The sequence below is a fragment of the Klebsiella sp. HMSC09D12 genome, assembly GCF_001808475.1.
GTDB classification, from domain to species: domain Bacteria; phylum Pseudomonadota; class Gammaproteobacteria; order Enterobacterales; family Enterobacteriaceae; genus Klebsiella; species Klebsiella oxytoca.
In genome coordinates, this window is record NZ_KV793456.1 from 1 (window position 1) to 17,767 (window position 17,767).

At 60.0% G+C, this 17,767-nt stretch carries 16 protein-coding genes; 12 read left to right on the forward strand and 4 right to left on the reverse strand.

Annotated elements, in window-relative coordinates:
• Positions 1-106: 106 nt before the first annotated feature.
• Both HMPREF3178_RS08905 and HMPREF3178_RS08910 read right to left on the reverse strand, forming a co-directional pair.
• Positions 107-826, reverse strand: coding sequence for a phosphodiester glycosidase family protein (locus HMPREF3178_RS08905; protein ID WP_004100009.1), 720 nt, complete (start codon positions 824-826; stop codon positions 107-109).
• Positions 827-877: 51 nt separating this feature from the next.
• Positions 878-1,993, reverse strand: coding sequence for a YbdK family carboxylate-amine ligase (locus HMPREF3178_RS08910; protein WP_004100011.1), 1,116 nt, complete (start codon positions 1,991-1,993; stop codon positions 878-880).
• Positions 1,994-2,317: 324 nt separating this feature from the next.
• On the opposite strand from HMPREF3178_RS08910, the gene HMPREF3178_RS08915 reads away from it, so the two are divergent.
• Genes HMPREF3178_RS08915 through HMPREF3178_RS08945 form a run of 7 tightly spaced genes read left to right on the forward strand, consistent with a single transcriptional unit; the run spans position 2,318 to position 10,358 of the window.
• Positions 2,318-3,982 carry an ABC transporter substrate-binding protein gene (locus HMPREF3178_RS08915; protein ID WP_017146401.1) on the forward strand — a complete coding sequence of 555 codons (1,665 nt, stop codon included), beginning with the start codon at positions 2,318-2,320 and terminating at the stop codon, positions 3,980-3,982.
• 18 nt (positions 3,983-4,000) lie between these two features.
• Positions 4,001-4,954 (forward strand): ABC transporter permease, encoded by a 954-nt coding sequence (locus tag HMPREF3178_RS08920; RefSeq protein ID WP_004111182.1) that lies wholly within the window; start codon positions 4,001-4,003, stop codon positions 4,952-4,954.
• Positions 4,955-4,956: 2 nt separating this feature from the next.
• On the forward strand, positions 4,957-5,850 hold the full coding sequence (locus HMPREF3178_RS08925; RefSeq protein WP_016809132.1) for an ABC transporter permease: 894 nt from the start codon (positions 4,957-4,959) through the stop codon (positions 5,848-5,850).
• Positions 5,851-5,853: 3 nt separating this feature from the next.
• Complete coding sequence (locus HMPREF3178_RS08930) at positions 5,854-6,897, forward strand: ABC transporter ATP-binding protein (RefSeq protein WP_017146400.1); 1,044 nt, start codon at positions 5,854-5,856, stop codon at positions 6,895-6,897.
• Positions 6,887-7,897: an ABC transporter ATP-binding protein gene (locus HMPREF3178_RS08935; RefSeq protein ID WP_016809134.1), complete on the forward strand. Its 1,011-nt coding sequence runs from the start codon at positions 6,887-6,889 to the stop codon at positions 7,895-7,897. Before HMPREF3178_RS08930 ends, HMPREF3178_RS08935 begins: the two co-directional genes overlap by 11 nt.
• An 18-nt stretch (positions 7,898-7,915) precedes the next feature.
• Positions 7,916-9,100: an amidase gene (locus HMPREF3178_RS08940; protein WP_070585132.1), complete on the forward strand. Its 1,185-nt coding sequence runs from the start codon at positions 7,916-7,918 to the stop codon at positions 9,098-9,100.
• Positions 9,090-10,358, forward strand: coding sequence for a Zn-dependent hydrolase (locus HMPREF3178_RS08945; RefSeq protein WP_017146399.1), 1,269 nt, complete (start codon positions 9,090-9,092; stop codon positions 10,356-10,358). The genes HMPREF3178_RS08940 and HMPREF3178_RS08945 overlap by 11 nt, the downstream gene beginning before the upstream one ends.
• 183 nt (positions 10,359-10,541) lie before the next feature.
• Here HMPREF3178_RS08945 and HMPREF3178_RS08950 read toward each other — a convergent pair whose 3' ends face one another.
• Positions 10,542-11,432 (reverse strand): DMT family transporter, encoded by an 891-nt coding sequence (locus tag HMPREF3178_RS08950; RefSeq protein ID WP_017146398.1) that lies wholly within the window; start codon positions 11,430-11,432, stop codon positions 10,542-10,544.
• Between the two features lie 106 nt (positions 11,433-11,538).
• Between HMPREF3178_RS08950 and HMPREF3178_RS08955 the strand changes: the two genes are divergently transcribed.
• The gene (locus tag HMPREF3178_RS08955) at positions 11,539-12,873 is read left to right on the forward strand and encodes an aminotransferase-like domain-containing protein (protein WP_017146397.1); all 1,335 of its coding nucleotides are present in this window, start codon (positions 11,539-11,541) and stop codon (positions 12,871-12,873) included.
• On the opposite strand, the gene HMPREF3178_RS08960 is transcribed toward HMPREF3178_RS08955, so the two are convergent.
• Positions 12,870-14,336, reverse strand: a complete 1,467-nt coding sequence (locus tag HMPREF3178_RS08960; RefSeq protein WP_004111200.1) for a MocR-like pyridoxine biosynthesis transcription factor PdxR — start codon at positions 14,334-14,336, stop codon at positions 12,870-12,872. The genes HMPREF3178_RS08955 and HMPREF3178_RS08960 overlap by 4 nt on opposite strands.
• 234 nt (positions 14,337-14,570) lie before the next feature.
• Between HMPREF3178_RS08960 and HMPREF3178_RS08965 the strand changes: the two genes are divergently transcribed.
• Genes HMPREF3178_RS08965 through HMPREF3178_RS08980 form a run of 4 tightly spaced genes read left to right on the forward strand, consistent with a single transcriptional unit; the run spans position 14,571 to position 17,547 of the window.
• Complete coding sequence (locus HMPREF3178_RS08965; RefSeq protein WP_004100024.1) at positions 14,571-15,422, forward strand: transporter substrate-binding domain-containing protein; 852 nt, start codon at positions 14,571-14,573, stop codon at positions 15,420-15,422.
• A gap of 49 nt (positions 15,423-15,471) precedes the next feature.
• A complete protein-coding gene (locus HMPREF3178_RS08970) occupies positions 15,472-16,113 on the forward strand; it encodes an amino acid ABC transporter permease (protein WP_004100025.1) in 642 nt (213 codons plus the stop codon).
• Between the two features lie 14 nt (positions 16,114-16,127).
• Complete coding sequence (locus tag HMPREF3178_RS08975) at positions 16,128-16,793, forward strand: amino acid ABC transporter permease (protein ID WP_004100026.1); 666 nt, start codon at positions 16,128-16,130, stop codon at positions 16,791-16,793.
• Positions 16,786-17,547: an amino acid ABC transporter ATP-binding protein gene (locus HMPREF3178_RS08980; protein ID WP_017146396.1), complete on the forward strand. Its 762-nt coding sequence runs from the start codon at positions 16,786-16,788 to the stop codon at positions 17,545-17,547. Before HMPREF3178_RS08975 ends, HMPREF3178_RS08980 begins: the two co-directional genes overlap by 8 nt.
• Positions 17,548-17,767 lie beyond the last annotated feature (220 nt).

Here is a 17,767-nt window from a genome sequence, read left to right on the forward strand (position 1 = left end):
TCAGCGGGGGCCAGGGCATCGCTGCATATCACGTCGTTTCAGAGGCATATCCACAGCGGCATAAAAATCTCCCGGGGGCTACTCCCCGCAGACGATGTTATTAAGACTATCTGCTCTCCACCGCGATCATGGTGACGAACGGATGGTACTGCCACGGCACGCTGCCGCCTTTCCGGTACATCTTCGAAATGGTGCCGTCGAGATAGAGCATCTGGCGCACGTTGAGCCTGGATTGCGCGTAGCAGGCGAAATCGTAGAAATTGGTTTCGCGCTCGCTGAGCATAAATACCACTTTGCCATCGCCGTTGATGCCCACACCGTTACGCAACTTGCGCGAGCTGGCGGACGGCTTCAGCCGCCAGTTGATCTTGCCGTTTTCAATTAGCATTGGCCCCGACTGCACGGCGTATTGAATGGCTGGCGACGGCTTGAATTTATCAATGCTGACAATTCCCGCGTTTTGCCCTCGCAGATAAAACACCCCGCCGGGACGAATAAAAAAGTTGCCGCCGCCGGAGGCGCGGTTTAGCGGGATCAACTGCCGGCCTTTCTCGATATACAGCCCCAGCGGCGCGTAGGCTTTATCATAAATTCCGCCGTTCATCGCCATCTGCACCTGCCCGTTGCGGTCGATATCCGCCAGCAGCGAGCGCAGCGACCCCCAGGCTTTGCCGTCCTCTTTTTGCCAGTACATCACAATGCGCTCGCGCTGCGGATCGACGCGATAGCTTTGCAGCGTGAGCGATGGATCGGTCAGCGAGCATTTCCCGCTGGCGAAGGCGGGCAAAGATAACAGTAGCAGCGGCAGAAGAGAGAAAAAGCGCACGACAAGTTCCAGACAGACGACGAAAGCGTGCAGTATACCCTGTTACCGCCGCTACGCCGTCCAGATCTCGCAGTGCTTTTGCACCAGTCCGATTAAGGAACCGCCGTTGGCGACGAACTCGCGCATCTGCTGCGGCTCGCTGCGAGCCTGCTTCGCCTGGCGCACAATCGCCTCCAGCGCGCTGCCGGCATTCAGCTTATGGGCGCTGGGCGCCAGTTTATCCGTCAGCCGTAGAATTTCTTCGCGAAAGGTTCGCTGTTCGCCGCCGTTCACATCGGTGTTGATCCCGTCCAGGCCATAGCGACAGGCCTGATAGCGGTTGAAGGGGTACAACAGGTAATCTTCGGGCTGATGTTTAAACGGCCGTTCCGTCAGCAGCCAGCAGGCAATGATCTGGATAAACCCGGCGATATTTACCGCCTGGGTAATCGTCAGCGGGGTATCCATCACTCGTACCTCAACGGTGCCAAAGCGCGGGCTGGGGCGAATATCCCAGTGCAGATCCTTCATGCTGTCAATCATGCTGGTATAGCTAAGACGACGAAACAGGCCGATAAACGCCTGCCAGTTATTGACCCACGGCATCGGGCCGTTATCGGGATAAGCGGCAAAAAGATTAAGCCGCGAGCAGGCAAAGCCGCTATCGGTCCCGTCGAGCCAGGGAGAGGCCGCATTCAGCGCGATAAAATGCGGCACGAAGCGCGACAGGCCGTGCAGAAGATAAATCGCATCATCGCCATTTTGACAGCCCACGTGCACGTGCTGGCCGAAAATAGTCGCCTGCTTCGCCAGGTAACCAAAGTGCTCAACGGTTTTCAGGTAGCGCGGGTTATCGCTGATCTGCTGGCGCTGCCAGCTTTGAAACGGATGCGTTCCGCCGCCGCAGATTTGTACATGATGGCGGGCGGCGGCACGCAGCACCGCCTGTTGGATCGCGCTCAGTTGCGCCGTGGCCTGATGGATATCGCGACAGACGCCGGTGGCGATTTCCAGCATGCTTTCGGTGATGTCATGTTTGGCCTCGCCCGCTTTCAGCGTGCCCTGGACCTCATCAATAAGCGCGGAAGAGTCCTGGCTCAGATCGAAGCCCGGCGGGTTGACGACCTGGAGCTCCAGCTCGATGCCAAGGGTAAACGGCTCGGAGCGGTGAAAATCAGGTAACGGCATGGCGACTCCCTCTTTCTCTTTATCAGAAAGTATAGAAGACAATGCCTCAAACTGATGATTTGCCGAATATTATGAATTTAATTTATAGAAAATAACGCCACGTGATTATCCCTTTCAAAAGAAAGTAAGGCTGGTGCAATCCTGCAACACATTTCCCGTCAGTGGTGCAAAAAGATAAGCTGATTCTATTTTTCAATGAAAATCATCGAGATAATATAAGTCATCCTTATTTTATACGCCGTTTCGCCCTTATTTCCCGCCCTTGCAGAACTGGTATGCATCTTGCCTGTTAGTTAGCGACTTTTATTTAACAGGGACAATGTGATGCTGAAGAAAAAAATATTTTCGCCTGGATGCCATCTCGCCGTTGCTGTTAGCGGGGCATTGGCGTTGTTTGCCAGCGTGTCGGCCCATGCCTCAACTCTGCGGATCGCCATGACTGCCGCCGATATTCCTTTGACCCTCGGGCAGCCCGATCAGGGTTTTGAAGGGAACCGTTTCACCGGCATTCCGCTTTACGACGCCCTTGTTGAATGGGATCTGTCGCAAGGCGAAAAGCCCAGCGGTCTGGTGCCGGGACTGGCAACCGAGTGGCACGTTGACCCGCAAAATCAAAGCCGCTGGATTTTCACCCTGCGCCCGGGGGTTAAATTTCACGATGGCTCGGAGGTCAATGCCGACGCCATCGTCTGGAACGTGGAGAAGGTACTGAATAAAGCCGCGCCGCAGTATGCGCCAGGCCAGATTGGCAACACTCTCTCACGCATGCCGACCCTGACTGGCGCGGAGAAAATTGATGACCATACCGTGGCGCTGACCACCGCCGAACCTGACGCGCTGCTGCCCTACAACATCACCAATCTGTTTATCGTTTCGCCCACCGCGTGGCAAAAGCTGTATGACGCGGTGCCGGCAAGCGCTGGCGATACCGCGGCGCGCAGCAAACAGGCATGGACCGAGTTCGCCGCCCATGCGGTGGGCAGCGGCCCGTTCAAAATGGAAAAACTGGTTCCCCGCCAGCAGCTGATCCTCGATAAGAACCCCGACTACTGGAACAAAGAACGAATTCCACGGGTGGATAAAGTGGTGCTGATCCCGCTGCCGGAAGCTAACGCCCGCACCGCGGCGCTGCTCTCGAAGCAGGTGGACTGGATTGAAGCTCCGGCTCCGGACGCGGTCGATCAGATAAAAGCGCAGGGTTTTAAAATCTATGCCAACACCCAGCCGCACCTGTGGCCGTGGCAGTTCTCCTTTGAAGAGGGATCGCCGTGGAAAGATATTCGCGTGCGTAAAGCCGCCAACCTGTGCCTGAACCGCGCCGAGCTTAAAAGCTATCTCGGCGGCTATATGACCGAAGCGACCGGCGTCTACGAGGCCGACAGCCCGTGGCACGGCAAGCCCACTTTCCAGATCAAATATGACCCTGAAACCGCCCGCAAGCTGATGACCGAAGCTGGCTATAGCGCCGGTAAACCGCTGCACGTCACGGTTGCCACCTCGGCCTCCGGCTCCGGGCAGATGCAGCCGCTGCCGATGAACGAGTACATCCAGCAGAGCCTGAAAAGCTGCTTCTTTAACGTCGACATTAAAGTTAATGAATGGAACACCCTGTTTACCAACTGGCGTCTCGGGGCGAAAGATCCATCGGCGAAAGGGATCGACGCGATCAACGTTAGCGCCGCGGTTAACGATCCCTATTTCGGCATGATCCGCTTCTCCACCGCGAAGGCCTTCCCGCCGGTAGCGACCAACTGGGGCTATTTCTCGACGCCGGAAACCGAAAAGCTGGCGGCGGCGGTAAAGCACGCGTTTACCCCGGCTGAAATGGATAAAGCCGCGGGCGAACTGCACGCCGCGCTGGTCGATCAGGTGCCGTTCCTGTTCGTCGCTCACGATGTCGGGCCAAGGGCGATTTCGCCTGCCGTCACCGGAGTGGTGCAGCCGCAAAGCTGGTTTATCGACATTAGCCTGGTGAGCAAAAAAGAGTAATTGATTCGGGAGCAAGAGATGATCAATACCCTGCTATATCGCATCCTGCTGGCCGTCCCCACCATGCTCGGGGTCGCGGTGATCTGTTTTATGCTGGTGCAGATAGCTCCGGGCGACCCGCTGGTGTCGGTGATGCCGCCGGACGCCTCGGAATCGCTGCGTCAGACCTTAATGCAGGCCTACGGCTTTGATAAACCGCTGCCGCTGCAGTTTGTGCACTGGCTATGGCGGGCGCTGCACGGCGATTTGGGCATGTCGGTCGCCACCGGCCGTCCGGTCATCGACGAGGTCATGACGGCGGTGACCTACTCTCTGCGTCTGGCGCTGCTGGCGACGGCGATCGGATTTGTGCTGGGTAGCCTGTTTGGTTTTGTCGCCGGCTATTTTCGTAACAGCATTATTGACCGCCTGGCCTCGGTGCTGTCGGTATTCGGCGTCAGCGTGCCGCACTACTGGCTGGGGATGCTGCTGGTTATCGTTTTTAGCGTCAAATTCGCGCTGTTACCGGCAACCGGCGGCGGGCCAATCGGCGAGGTGGGCTGGCAGTGGGACTGGGAACACCTGCAGTTCATGCTGCTGCCGGCCTTCACGCTGTCGGTGATCCCGACCGGCATCATCGCCCGCACCGTTCGTTCACAGGTGGCGGACATTCTCAGCCAGGAGTTTATCGTCGGCCTGCGCGCCCGGGGGCTCAACGAATCGCGGATCTTTCTGCATGTGGTGAAGAATGCCGCTCCGACCGCGCTGGCGGTGATGGGACTGCAGGTCGGCTATCTGATGGGCGGCTCGATTCTGGTGGAGACGGTTTTCTCCTGGCCCGGCACCGGCCTGCTGCTGAACACCGCCATTTTCCAGCGCGACCTGCCGCTATTGCAGGGCACCATCTGGGTACTGGCGCTGTTCTTTGTCCTGCTCAATCTGCTGGTGGATATGCTGCAAACCAGTCTCGACCCGCGAATTAAGAGGAGCTGACGATGGTGGATACCGTGACGACCAAAGGCATTGCCGTCCCTGCCAGGACGGTTGCCAGGCAAGGCTACTGGCGCGGCGTGTTTGGCCGCCTGCTGCGCGACCCGGGCGGGGTATTCGTCGGCGCGATCATTCTCGTTCTGCTGGCGCTGGCGCTGTTCGGCCCCTGGCTGATCGTTAAAGATCCGTATCAAACGTCGATGTTTTTACGCCTCAAGCCGATCGGCACTGACGGCTTTCCGCTGGGCTCCGATGAGCTCGGGCGCGATATGCTATCAAGGCTGATTCTCGGCACAAGGCTATCGCTGTTTATGGGGATTGTCCCGGTGGTGTTGGCCTTTTTTATCGGCGGGGCCATCGGCATTATCGCCGGCTATGCGGGCGGCAAAACCAACACCCTGATTATGCGCACCGTGGACGTATTTTATGCTTTTCCCTCGGTGCTGCTGGCGATCGCGCTTTCCGGCGCGCTGGGCGCGGGCATCGGTAACGCGCTGCTATCGCTGACCCTGGTGTTCGTGCCGCAGGTGGCGCGTATTGCCGAAAGCGTCACCGCGCAGGTGCGGCATATGGACTACATCGACGCCGCCCGAGCCACCGGGGCCAGCGCGTTCACCATTATTCGCGTCCAGGTGCTGGGCAACGTGCTGGGGCCGATTTTCGTCTTCTCCACCGGCCTGATTTCGGTGTGCATGATCCTCGCCTCCGGGCTCTCATTTCTCGGCCTCGGGGTTCGCCCACCGGAGCCGGAGTGGGGGTTGATGCTGAACACCCTGCGCACGGCGATTTATACCCAGCCGTGGGTGGCGGCGCTGCCCGGTCTGATGATTTTTATCACCTCCATTTCGTTCAATATCCTCGCGGACCGCCTGCGTGCGGCAATGGCGATTAAGGAGTAAGCGATGCAACCCTTTACGAATATCGACCTCGGTGGGCCGGCGCAGCCGCTGCTCAAGGTTAACAATCTGCTGAAGCATTTTCCCGCCGGCGGCGGCAAAGCGCGCGAAGTGGTACAGGCGGTGGATGACGTCAGTTTTTCGGTGATCAAAGGCGAAACCCTCGGCGTCGTGGGGGAGTCGGGCTGCGGTAAATCGACCACCGCCCGGCTGCTGATGCAGCTGCTTAAGCAGGACAGCGGGGAGCTGATCTTTGATGGCCTGGAAGTGGGCTCATCGCGCCTGCCGATGAAAGCGTATCGCCGCCAGGTACAGATGGTTTTCCAGGATAGCTACGCCTCGCTCAACCCGCGCATGACCATGGAAGAGAGCATTGCCTTCGGTCAGCGGGTACACGGCGTCAGCGCCAAAGAGGCCAGCGAGTACGCCCGCTACCTGCTGGCGCACGTTGGCCTTGAGCCGGGACGTTTTGCGCACCGCTATCCGCACGCGCTCTCCGGCGGTCAGCGCCAGCGCGTGAATATCGCCCGCGCGCTGGCGATGAAGCCCAGGCTGGTGATCCTCGACGAGGCGGTCTCAGCGCTGGATAAATCGGTAGAAGCTCAGGTTCTGCAGCTGTTGCAGGAGCTGAAGCGGACGCTGGCGCTGACCTATGTGTTTATCAGCCACGATCTGCATGTGGTGCGCTGGCTGTCGGACCGCATCCTGGTAATGTATCTCGGCGAGGTGGTGGAGATTGGCCCGGCGGAGCAGCTGTTTACCGCCTCGGCCCACCCCTATACCCGGGCGCTGTTAAGTTCGATGCCGTCGATGGACCCGCATAATCGCACCTTAACCTCGCCGCTGAGCGGCGATCCGCCCAGCCCGATTTCTCCGCCCTCCGGCTGCCGCTTTCATACCCGCTGCCCGCATGCCAGAGCGGTGTGCGCGGAGGTGAAACCGACGCTCGAAAGCGTCGGCGAGGGGCACATGAGCGCCTGCCTGATGGCGCAGCCCGCGTCGCCCTGGCAGCAAAAAATCGCCATTCAGGAGGTGAGCCATGTCGCATGAAGCTTACGTCCATATTCGCGACCTGCGGGTTGAGTTTCGCCGCGACGGTCAGACGGTCAACGCGGTCAACGGCGTCTCCTTTGATGTACAAAAAGGCGAGGTGATGGCGCTGATCGGCGAATCTGGCTCCGGTAAAAGCGTCACCCTGCGCGCCCTGATGCGCCTGCATCCGCCGAAAAGCAGCGTGCTTTCCGGCACGCTGAGGGTCGGGGAAGAGGAGGTGTTGAAGATGAGCGCCGGGCAACTGCGGCGCTACCGCGGCGCGCGCTGCGCGATGATTTTCCAGGAGCCGCTGCTGGCCTTCGACCCGGTCTATACCGTGGGCCAGCAGATTGTCGAAGGGCTGCGTCGCCATGAAGGCCTGTCGCGACAGGCGGCGCGGGAAAGGGCGCTGGAGGCGCTGCGCCAGGTACGCATTCCGAGCCCCGAGCGGCGGCTGGATGCTTACCCGCACGAGATGTCCGGCGGAATGCGCCAGCGGGCGATGATCGCCCTCGCGCTCTCCTGCAACCCGCAGCTGCTGCTGGCGGATGAGCCAACCACCGCGCTCGATGCCACGGTGCAAATACAGATCCTGATCCTGCTGCGCGAGCAGCAAAAGCAGCGCGATCTGTCGATCATTTTTGTGACCCACGATATCGGCGCGGCGGTGGAGATCGCCGACCGGGTGGCGGTAATGTACGCCGGACGCATCGTGGAAGAGGCGTCGATTGAGGAGATTCTGTATCGTCCGCGCCATCCCTATACCCAGGTGCTGCTGGGCAGCCGGCCGAAAGAGGGGCTGAAAAAGGGCGACGCGCTGCACTGTATCCCCGGCTCGCCGCCGGATCTCTCGCGTCTGCCGCCCGGCTGCGCGTTCGCCGATCGCTGTCCGCACGCGCGCCCCGCCTGTGCGCAGAGCCAGCCGGCTACCGAACCGGCCGGGCCGCGTCACGTGGTGAGCTGCCATCGCTGGCGTGAGCTGAGTGCGTCCGTTGAAAACCAGGCGCTGTACGCCTGAAGCCATGAGGAAAGCAGTATGCAGGATGATATTCGCGCTTTTATGCCCTATCCGCCGCATCCGGTGGCGCATGCGCTAAGCGGGCCGCTGAGCGGGTTAACTTTTGCGGTCAAAGATCTGTTTGACGTAGCGGGCTCCCCCACCGGCGGCGGCAATCCGCATCTGCTGGCGCTGTCCGGGGTGAAAACCCGCACCGCGCCGGTGGTGCAAAAATTATTAGATAACGGCGCGCGCTTTATCGGTAAAACCCATACCAGCGAGCTGGCGTATTCGATGAGCGGGCACAACGTGCATTACGGCACTCCGCGCAACGGCGCCGCGCCGAATCATATCCCCGGCGGATCGTCGTCCGGCTCGGCGTCGGCGGTATCGAACGAGGCGTGCGACTTTGCCCTCGGCAGCGATACCGGCGGCTCGGTACGCACGCCGGCAAGCTACTGCGGACTGTTTGGCCTGCGCCCGACCCATGGCCGACTCTCCCTCGACGGCTGCCAGCCGCTATGCGCCACCATGGATACCTGTGGCTTCTTTGCCCGCTCGCCGGAGGTCTTTTCCACCGTCGCCGCCTGTCTGTTCGACGATGGGCGAGCGGATATCACCGGCGTGCGGCTGGCCAGCCATGAAGGGCTGTTTTCCCGCCTGCCGCTGCGCAGCCAGCAGGCGCTGCTGCCGGTCCGCCAGGAGCTGGCGCGCTTATTCGGCCCGGTAACGCCGCTCGGCGCGCCGCTGCCGGACGTGGATGATATCTATCTCGCCTTCCGCCAGATTCAGGGCTACGAAGCCTGGCAGGCGCAGGGGGAAACCATTGAGCGCTACGGCCTGCAGCTGGGGCCGGACGTCCGCGAGCGTTTTTTCTGGGGCAAAGCGGTCACCCGCGCGCAGTTTGACGCCGCCTGCCAGCAGCGCGAGCGTTTTACCGCCTGGTGGGACGCGCAGTTGGGCGATGCGGTCCTGGTGATGCCGACCGTTCCCGACGGCGCGCCGCTGCTGACGGCGCAGGCCGAAGAGATAGAGGCGGTCCGCCGCCTGTCTCACGATCTGCTGTTAATTTCCGTCATGACCCAACGTCCGCAGGTGACGCTGCCGGTTGCCCGGACGGGCGGCCTGCCGCTGGGAATTTCATTTTTGGGCCCGCGCGGCAGCGATCGTCTGCTGGTCGAGCTGGCCGCCGCGTTTATGCAAGGAGACCGAAATGAGCAGTGATGTCCTTTTTACCCCGATAACCGAAACCACCGCCTGCCGGGTCAATGGCGCGCGCCTGTGGGATTCGCTGATGACGCTGGCGGAAATTGGCGCTACGCCGAAGGGCGGCTGCTGCCGTCTGACGCTGACCGATCTTGACCGCCAGGGACGGGATTTGGTGATTAGCTGGGCGCAGGCGGCCGGGATGAGCGTCACCGTCGATAAAATCGGCAACGTATTTATGCGCCGGGAAGGGCGTAATCCGGCGCTGCCGCCGATTGTCTCCGGCAGCCATATTGACACCCAGCCGACCGGCGGCAAATTTGACGGTAACTACGGCGTGCTGGCGGCGCTGGAGGTGGTACGTACCCTGAACGATCGGGAGATTGAAACCGAAGCGCCGATTGAGGTGGTGTTCTGGACCAATGAAGAGGGGTCGCGCTTTGTACCGGTGATGATGGGCTCCGGCGTGTTTGCCGGGGTATTCCCGCTGGAGACCATCTACGCCGCGCAGGATGCGGACGGTAAAACCGTCGGCGCGGAGCTGGCGCGTATCGGCTATATCGGCAGCCAGACGCCGGGCGACCATCCGGTTGGCGCCTACTTTGAAGCGCATATTGAACAGGGGCCGATTCTTGAAGATGAAGAGAAAATTATCGGCATTGTGCAGGGCGTGCTGGGGATCCGCTGGTATGACTGCGTGGTGACCGGCCAGGAGTCCCACGCCGGGCCGACGCCGATGCGCCTGCGTCAGGATGCGTTACAGATAGCGACCCGCATTATGCAGGAAGTGGTGGCGATTGCCGGGCGCAGCGAGGAAGGGCGCGGTACGGTTGGAAGAGTGCAGGTCTATCCGAACAGCCGTAACGTAGTGCCGGGAGAGGTCACTTTTTCGATTGATATGCGCAATATCAGCGATGCGCTGGTGGATGAGATGGACCGCCAGCTGCGGGCGTTTATCGCCGGGGTCGAGCGGGAGTGCGGCCTGAAGGTGGCGTTAAAAGAGGTGAGCCACTATCCGGCGGCGCCGTTCCACCCGGAGTGCCAGGCGGCGATCGCCGACGCCGCGCAGCGGCTGGGGTATCCCGCGCGGGAGATTGTCTCCGGCGCCGGACACGACGCGGTGTATATGAGCTATCTGGCGCCGACCGGGATGATTTTTATCCCCTGTAAGGACGGGATCAGCCACAACGAAATTGAATATGCGTCGCCGGAGCACGTGGAAGCCGGCGCGAACGTGCTGCTGCAGGTGATGCTGCAGTACGCGCGGGTAGTGTAACCGGTTGTCCTCCCCGGTCGCGCTGCGCTTACCGGGGCTACGGGTAGTAGCCCGGACAGGCGCAACGCGCCGCCTCCGGGAAGGTGTAAAGGGTTTCCGTTCACCGCTATACCGCGGGGCGGTAGCCCGGGTAAGGCGTTTACGCCGCGACCCGGGATTTCCGGGCTACAAGGGCAATACAGGCTAGCGGCCAAATTTGCGCGAACCGATAACGCACAGAATCACGCCCAGGGTTACGGTCAGCATCAGTGGGCTGACGGTTTCGTGCAGCAGCGCGGCTGACAGGCCAAGCCCGAAGAACGGCTGTAATAGCTGAAGCTGGCCGACGGCGGCGATACCGCCAGCGGCCAGCCCTTTGTACCAGAAAATAAAACCGATAAGCATGCTAAAGAGCGACACATAGCCGAGCGCAATCCAGGCGGAAACCGAGATGGCGCTCCATGACGCTGGCCGGGTGAGTAACGAGGCGATCAGCATAAAAGGCAGCGCCATAATCAGCGCCCAGCTAATCACCTGCCAGCCGCCAAGCTCCCGGGTCAGCTTAGCACCCTCCGCATAGCCGAGGCCGCAGGCGACCACCGCCGCCAGCATCAGCAGATCGCCGTTCAGCGACGCCGCAGCTTGTTGCGTCAGGGCGAAACCCACCACCAGCAGGCTGCCAATAACGGAAAAGATCCAGAAAGCGCGGCGCGGACGTTCTCCGCCGCGCACTACGCCAAAAATGGCCGTCATCAACGGCAATAGCCCGATGAAAACGATCGAATGCGCTGAAGTGACGTGGCGCAAAGCCAGCGCCGTGAGCAGCGGAAAGCCGATCACCACCCCTGACGAGACGATGGCCAGGGGGACAAGCTGCGATGCGCGCGGCCGTTTCTGGCGCAAGCCGACTACCAGCGCGATAGCGAGGAGCCCGGCGATGGAGGCGCGCAGAAAGGTTAGCAGGAACGGGTTCATATCCAGCACCGCCAGGCGCGTTGCGGGCAGCGAACCGCTAAAAATAATGACGCCCAGTAAACCATTAAGCCATCCGGACCACGGCCCGGGAACCGTTTTATGAACCGCTGAATCTACCACGCTAACCTCGCTTAGTGGGGGGCTGAGCTCGCTTGAGCCATGACTGCGCCGATGGTAATGTGGTCAATCCAATACAATCAAATTATTGTCATAGATACATTCACCGATGAAAGCCCGATACAAAGCGGTTGTCGACAGATACGCGCAGGCGATTCAGAGCGGACAGCTGCCGGCCGGAACCCGCCTGCCGACGCATCGTACGCTTGCCGCCGACGAAGGGATCTCGCTGGCCACGGCCACGCGCGTTTATCATGAACTGGAAGCGATGGGGCTGGTCAGCGGCGAAACCGGTCGCGGCACCTTCGTGCGGGACATCGCGCTACCGCCGGGACACGGTGTCGATCAGCAGGCGGTGGCAGCCGATGTTGTGGATCTCAACTTCAACTATCCTTCGCTGCCGACGCAGGGAGATGCGCTGCGCGAGGCGCTCAGGCAGCTGGCGGGGGCAGGGGATATCGAGGCTCATCTGCGCTACCAGCCGCATGCCGGACGGCTCCCGGAGCGAGAAATTATCGCTCGCTATCTGACCAGCAGCCGCTTTGCCCCTGACGCGGAAAATGTGCTGATCGTCAACGGCGCCCAGCACGGGCTGGCGGTGACCGTGATGGGGCTTCTGCGCCCGGGGGACGTGGTGGCGGTCGATGCGCTCACCTACTCGGGTTTTAAGGTTCTGGCGGCGCTGTATCATCTGGAACTGGCGGCGATCCCTTGCGGCGCGGACGGACCGGATCTGCATGCGCTCCACCGGCTATGCCAGCAGCGGCGCGTCCGGGCGGTGTATACCATGCCGACGCTGCACAATCCGCTGGGCTGGGTGCTCAGCCCTCGCCAACGGCAGACGCTGGCGGAACTCGCCCGCCAGCACGACCTGCTGATCGTTGAAGATGCCGCCTATGCCAGCCTGGTGCGCAATCCGCCGCCGCCGCTGGTGAGCTATGCGCCGGAAAGAACGGTATATGTCACCGGCTTCTCGAAAAACGTCGCTACCGGTCTGCGCATAGGGACGGTCATCTGCCCACCTCGCTATCGGACTGAGATTGAGCGCGCCATACGAGCGACGACGTGGAATACGCCGTCATTGATGAGCTCGCTGATCTGCGCCTGGATTGAAGATGGCACGGTTGCACGCTTTGAAAATGAGAAGCGCCAGGATGCGCGGCAGCGGCAGCGGCTTGCCCGTGAGGCGCTCGATGGGCTGCCCTTCGTGAGCCATGAGGATTCGTACTTTCTCTGGCTACCTCTGGGCGAAGAGAGTCGGGCCGATCGTCTGGCGAAAACGCTGATGGCGCGCCATATTTCCGTGTCGACCGCCGAACCCTTCTGCGTTGCCGCAACTGTTCCGCAGGCGCTGCGCATCGCCCTCGGTTCTGTTCCGCTTGATACCCTGCGCGCGGCGCTGGTCGAGGTTCGCCAGGCCGTGGCATTTGAACAATACCGCTAGCCCATCTGCGCCAGCTGGCCGCGCAGCACCTCCACGCCTTGTTCGATGGCGTCAGGGTTAATGGCGTGAAAGCCCATTCGGAAAAAGTTATCCGGCGGCGCGTCGCTGAGAAAATGCCGGGCGCCGGGCTCGATCAGCACCCCGGCGTGGGCGGCGCGCCAGGTCAGCTGCTGGGTGTTGATTTGCTCCGGGGTGGCCAGCCAGAAGGCATTGGCGTGTTCGCTGCCGGGGATGATTTGGCACTCTGGCAGGTGCTGCCGCAGCGCGTTATTGAGGCGCTCCCAGCGCTGGGCAGAGTCGTAATGGTAGCGCCGCAGGTGGGTTTCATAATGACCCTGGGCGAGAAAATGGGCCATCTGATACTGAATGTTGGTTGGCGGATGACGATACACCAGCCGCCGCAGCGCCCGGGCTTCGTCAATCAGATCCGGGTCAGCGACCATAAAGCCCAGCCGCAGGCCAGGCGAGAGCGCCTTTGACAGGCTGCTCACGTAGATCACTCGTCCGCAGCGATCGCTGGCCTTCAGCGCCGGCAGCGGGTTGAGCATAAAGTTACTTTCAGAGTCGTAATCGTCCTCAATAATCACCGCATCATGGCGGGCGGCATGCTCCAGCAGCTGGCTGCGGCGCGCTTTGCTCATCGCCACCCCGGTTGGCACCTGATGCCCGGGAGTTACATAGTAGTAATCGCAGGGGGCGTCATTAAGGACGATCCCCTGTTCATCCACCGGATGCGGCACGATATCGGTATCGGCAAGCAGAAAAGTGTTAATAGCCTCGCGAAAACAGGGATTCTCCACGCCAACGCGCGTGCCGGGGGACATCAGCAGGCGGGTCAGCAGGTACAGCGCGTTTTGCGAACCGAGGGTTATCAGAATCTCGTCCGCCGAGGCGACAATTCCGCGTTTGGGCAGCACCCGGGTGCGGATCTGCTCAATCAGCATCGGCACGTCCCGATCGATATGATCCACCACCCACTCCGGGTCCCTTACGCCGCCGTGCAGCCAGTTCGCCGCCGAGCGCCAGGTCGTCAGCGGGAACTGGCGGGTATCGGGCTGACCGTAGATAAACGGATAGCGGTAGTTCATCCAGCCGGCCGGTTTGAGAATCGACTCCTGCTGACTGGGGGTAATTTGCAGCCGCGTGCCCCAGCGTGGTGCAGAACCCGCGTCCTGCGGTGCAGCTTCCGTTACCGTGGAGGGAGCTGCGTGCTGATAATCCGCATGCAGGTAATAACCGCTGCGCGGGCGGCTCACCAGATATCCCTCGTTAACCAGCCCCTCAAACACCAGCGCCGTGGTGTTGCGCGATACCCGCAGCTGGCTGGCCAGCTGGCGGCAGGAGGGGAGCGGCGTGTCGGCGGAAAAAATGCCGCCCAGAATGGCGTTAATCAGCGTTTCGCGCACCTGCTCCTGCAAACCGCGGCGCGGGTCGAAATCAACGTGTAACCGGTGTCGGATCATGGCTGGCTCCTTACTCAAACGCTCTGTACAGGAACCGGAGCAAATTCCATACCACCCTGAGAATGACTGACACATCCGCACGATGAATCTGGCTCTATCCGGAAATTTAAAACGCTCCCTACAGTAAAAACGTATTCATCAGTCGCGGACCGGAACTTCCGTCGGCACATATTTTGCAAAACCTTTTCATGTTCTGGAATGAACACGTCTGGCGAATTAATTAGGGGTGAATTAATGAACAAATCATTAGGTTCAATTTGTCTGGGCGCCATCATGGCGATGGCCTTTTCTTATCACGCAGCCGCCGCAGATCTTCCGGAAATAGAAAAATCCGGCACCCTGAAAGTCGCGACCGAAGATGATTACGCGCCTTTTAACTTTATGAATAACGGCCAGGCGGATGGCTTCAACAAAGATATGCTCGATGAATTACGTAAATACGCGAAATTCAACGTCGACCAGAGCATTCTGCCGTGGACCGGATTATTGGCGGCGGTCTCCACCGGGCAATACGACATGGCGTTAACCGGCGCGGTGATTACCGATGACCGTCTCAAGGTCTTTGATTTCACGCCGCCGTGGGCGTCAGCGCAGCACTATTTTGTCAAACGCGCGGGCGATAATTCCCTGAATACCATTGCCGAACTGAGTGGGAAAAAAGTGGGCGTTCAGGCGGGCAGCGCGCTGCTGGCAAGGCTGCCAGAACTGAAAGCGATGCTGGAGAAAACCGGCGGTAAGCTGGGGCCGGTGGTGGAGTATCCCTCCTATCCTGAAGCCTACGCCGACCTCGCCAACAAACGCCTGGACTACGTGATTAACGTGGTTATCTCGGTCAACGACCTGGCGAAGGCTAAGCCGAAGGTGTTTGCCAAAGGTCTGGCGGTATCCGGCCCGGGCTATATGGCGTGGCCGATCCCGAAAAACTCGCCGCAGCTGCTGGCCTATATGACCAAATTTATGAACCACATGAAGGAGACCGGCAAGCTTGCGGAACTCCAGAAAAAGTGGTTTGGCGAAACCTATGACGACCTGCCGACCGAAGCGATTACCAGCCCGGAACAGTTCCATAAATTAGCCGGGCTGTAATGAGTTCTGCGGCGGGAAACCGCCGCCTGTTCAGGTGAAGGAGGGCTTCATGGATGCAATTTCCTGGCAGTTACTGATTGAAGGCGCATGGACGACCCTCTGGATTTCGGCCATCGCCATTGCCTTTGGGGTGGTGATTGGTCTGCTGATCGCGCTGGTGCGCATGCTGCGTATCCCGGTTATCGATCAGCTGCTGGTGGTCTATATCAGCCTTGCCCGCGCGACGCCGCTGGTTACGCTGGTGCTGTTCCTGTTTCTTTCTCTGCCGACCGTCGGGATTAATCTCGATAAAAACGTCGCGGCGATTGTGGCGCTGACGCTCAACACCTCGGCCTTCAACGCCGAAATCTGGCGCAATGCCTTTCGCACTTTCCCCCGCGAACAGCGGGAAGCGGCGGAGTCGGTAGGGATGCGCCGCTGGGCTTACTTCCGCTACATCATGCTGCCACAAATGTGGATTGAAAGCCTGCCCGCGCTGGTTAATGAGATGTCGTTCCTGATTAAGGGCAGTCCCGCCATTGCGGTGATTGGCGTGGTGGATTTGACGCGCGTGACCAACCGAATTTCTTCGGTCACCTATGAGCCGCTTTCGCCGATTCTGGCGGCGGGTCTGCTGTACGTGGTGATTATTGGCCTGCTGCTGAAACTGCAGGGGATGGCCGAGCGTAAAGCGAAGCGTCTGGCACGATAAAGAGAGGAGGTGCTATGAATCAGTGGGCCGTTATCTGGTCGGTGCGCGACAGCTTTATTGCCGGTTTACTCGCCACCCTTGAGCTTTTTATTACTGCGGCAATAGCCGGCTTAATTATCGGCGTGGCCCTGTGCTATTTAACCGAGTATCAAAAGAAAACTCTTAACCGGCTTATTATTGGCTTTGTCAGCTTAATGCGGGCGATTCCCTTTTTGATCCTCGCCTATTTGCTCTATTACGGACTGCCGCAAGTGGGTATTAGTCTGGAGCCCTGGACCGCCGGATTAATCGCCCTGATTATCTACCACGGCGCCTATTTCTTTGAGATTTTGCGCAGCCAGCGTCGGGTCTTTTCCGGAGGCTATATCGAGGCGGCGGTAGCGCAGGGGTTCTCGCGCTACAAAATATTCCGCCGCATTATTCTGCCCAATATTTTGTCATCGGCACTACCGCTGATGGGCAATCAGCTGATTATCTGCCTGAAAGATACCGCTTTCCTCAGCATTATCACCGTCCAGGAGATAACCGCCGCGGCTAACAGCGTGCAGGCCACCTATTTTATCCCGTTTAACGCCTTTATTGTCGCCATTGGACTCTACTGGGCGATCAGCATCCTGCTGGAGCTGTTGATTAAGCGTCTGAGCGCCTGGGGAGCGAGAAGAGGAATGAGTCATGCCTGATACGACTGCTGTAAGCGTCAAAAACGTCTCAAAACAGTTTGATAATGTTGAAGTTCTTCGTGATATCAATCTGACGGTAGAGAAAGGGACCGTGGTGAGCATACTCGGCTCGTCGGGGTCAGGTAAATCAACGCTGCTGCGCTGCATGAACTGGCTGGAACAGCCGGATCGCGGCGAGATCCGCATCAGCGGCCAGCGGCTGGGGATTGATGAACAAAATGGCCGGGCGATGTCCCATCGTCAGCTGTCGAAAATCCGCGAGCGGGTAGGGATGGTGTTTCAGAGCTTTAACCTGTGGCCGCACCTTACGGTGCAGCAGAACGTCAGCGAAGCGCTGCTGCACGTCAAGGAGATGAAGCGTGATGAAGCGAAGGCTATCGCCATGCAGCAGCTGGAGAAAGTGGGGATGGCGCATAAAGCCGACGTTTACCCGATCACGCTCTCCGGCGGACAGAAGCAGAGGGTGGCTATTGCCCGTTCGCTGGCGATGTCGCCGGAGGTGATTCTGTTTGATGAGCCGACATCGGCGCTGGACCCCGAGCTGGTCAACGAGGTGCTGGGGGTGATGAAGGCACTGGCCGCCGAGGGCTACACGATGGTGGTGGTGACCCACGAGATGGACTTTGCGCGCCAGGTATCGGATGAGGTGGTGTTTCTTGAGAAGGGATTGTTGATTGAGAAAGCGCCGCCGGAGAAGTTTTTCAGCAACCCGGACTCCGAGCGCGTCAGGCAGTTTCTGCAGAGCAGCCGGTAATCTCCAGCGGCCAATCTTCCCGGTCGCACTGCGCTTACCGGGGCTACGGGTTTCCAGCCGTCTGCGGGGCGGTAGCCCGGGTAAGGCGTTTACGCCGCGACCCGGGATTTCCGGGCTCGGTGTTGGAGGGTGGCAGATTGGGTAGCCCGGACAGGCGCGTCAAGCGCCGTCCCCGGGACGGGGTGGGAGGGGTTCCGTTCACTATTATTCCGCAGAAAAT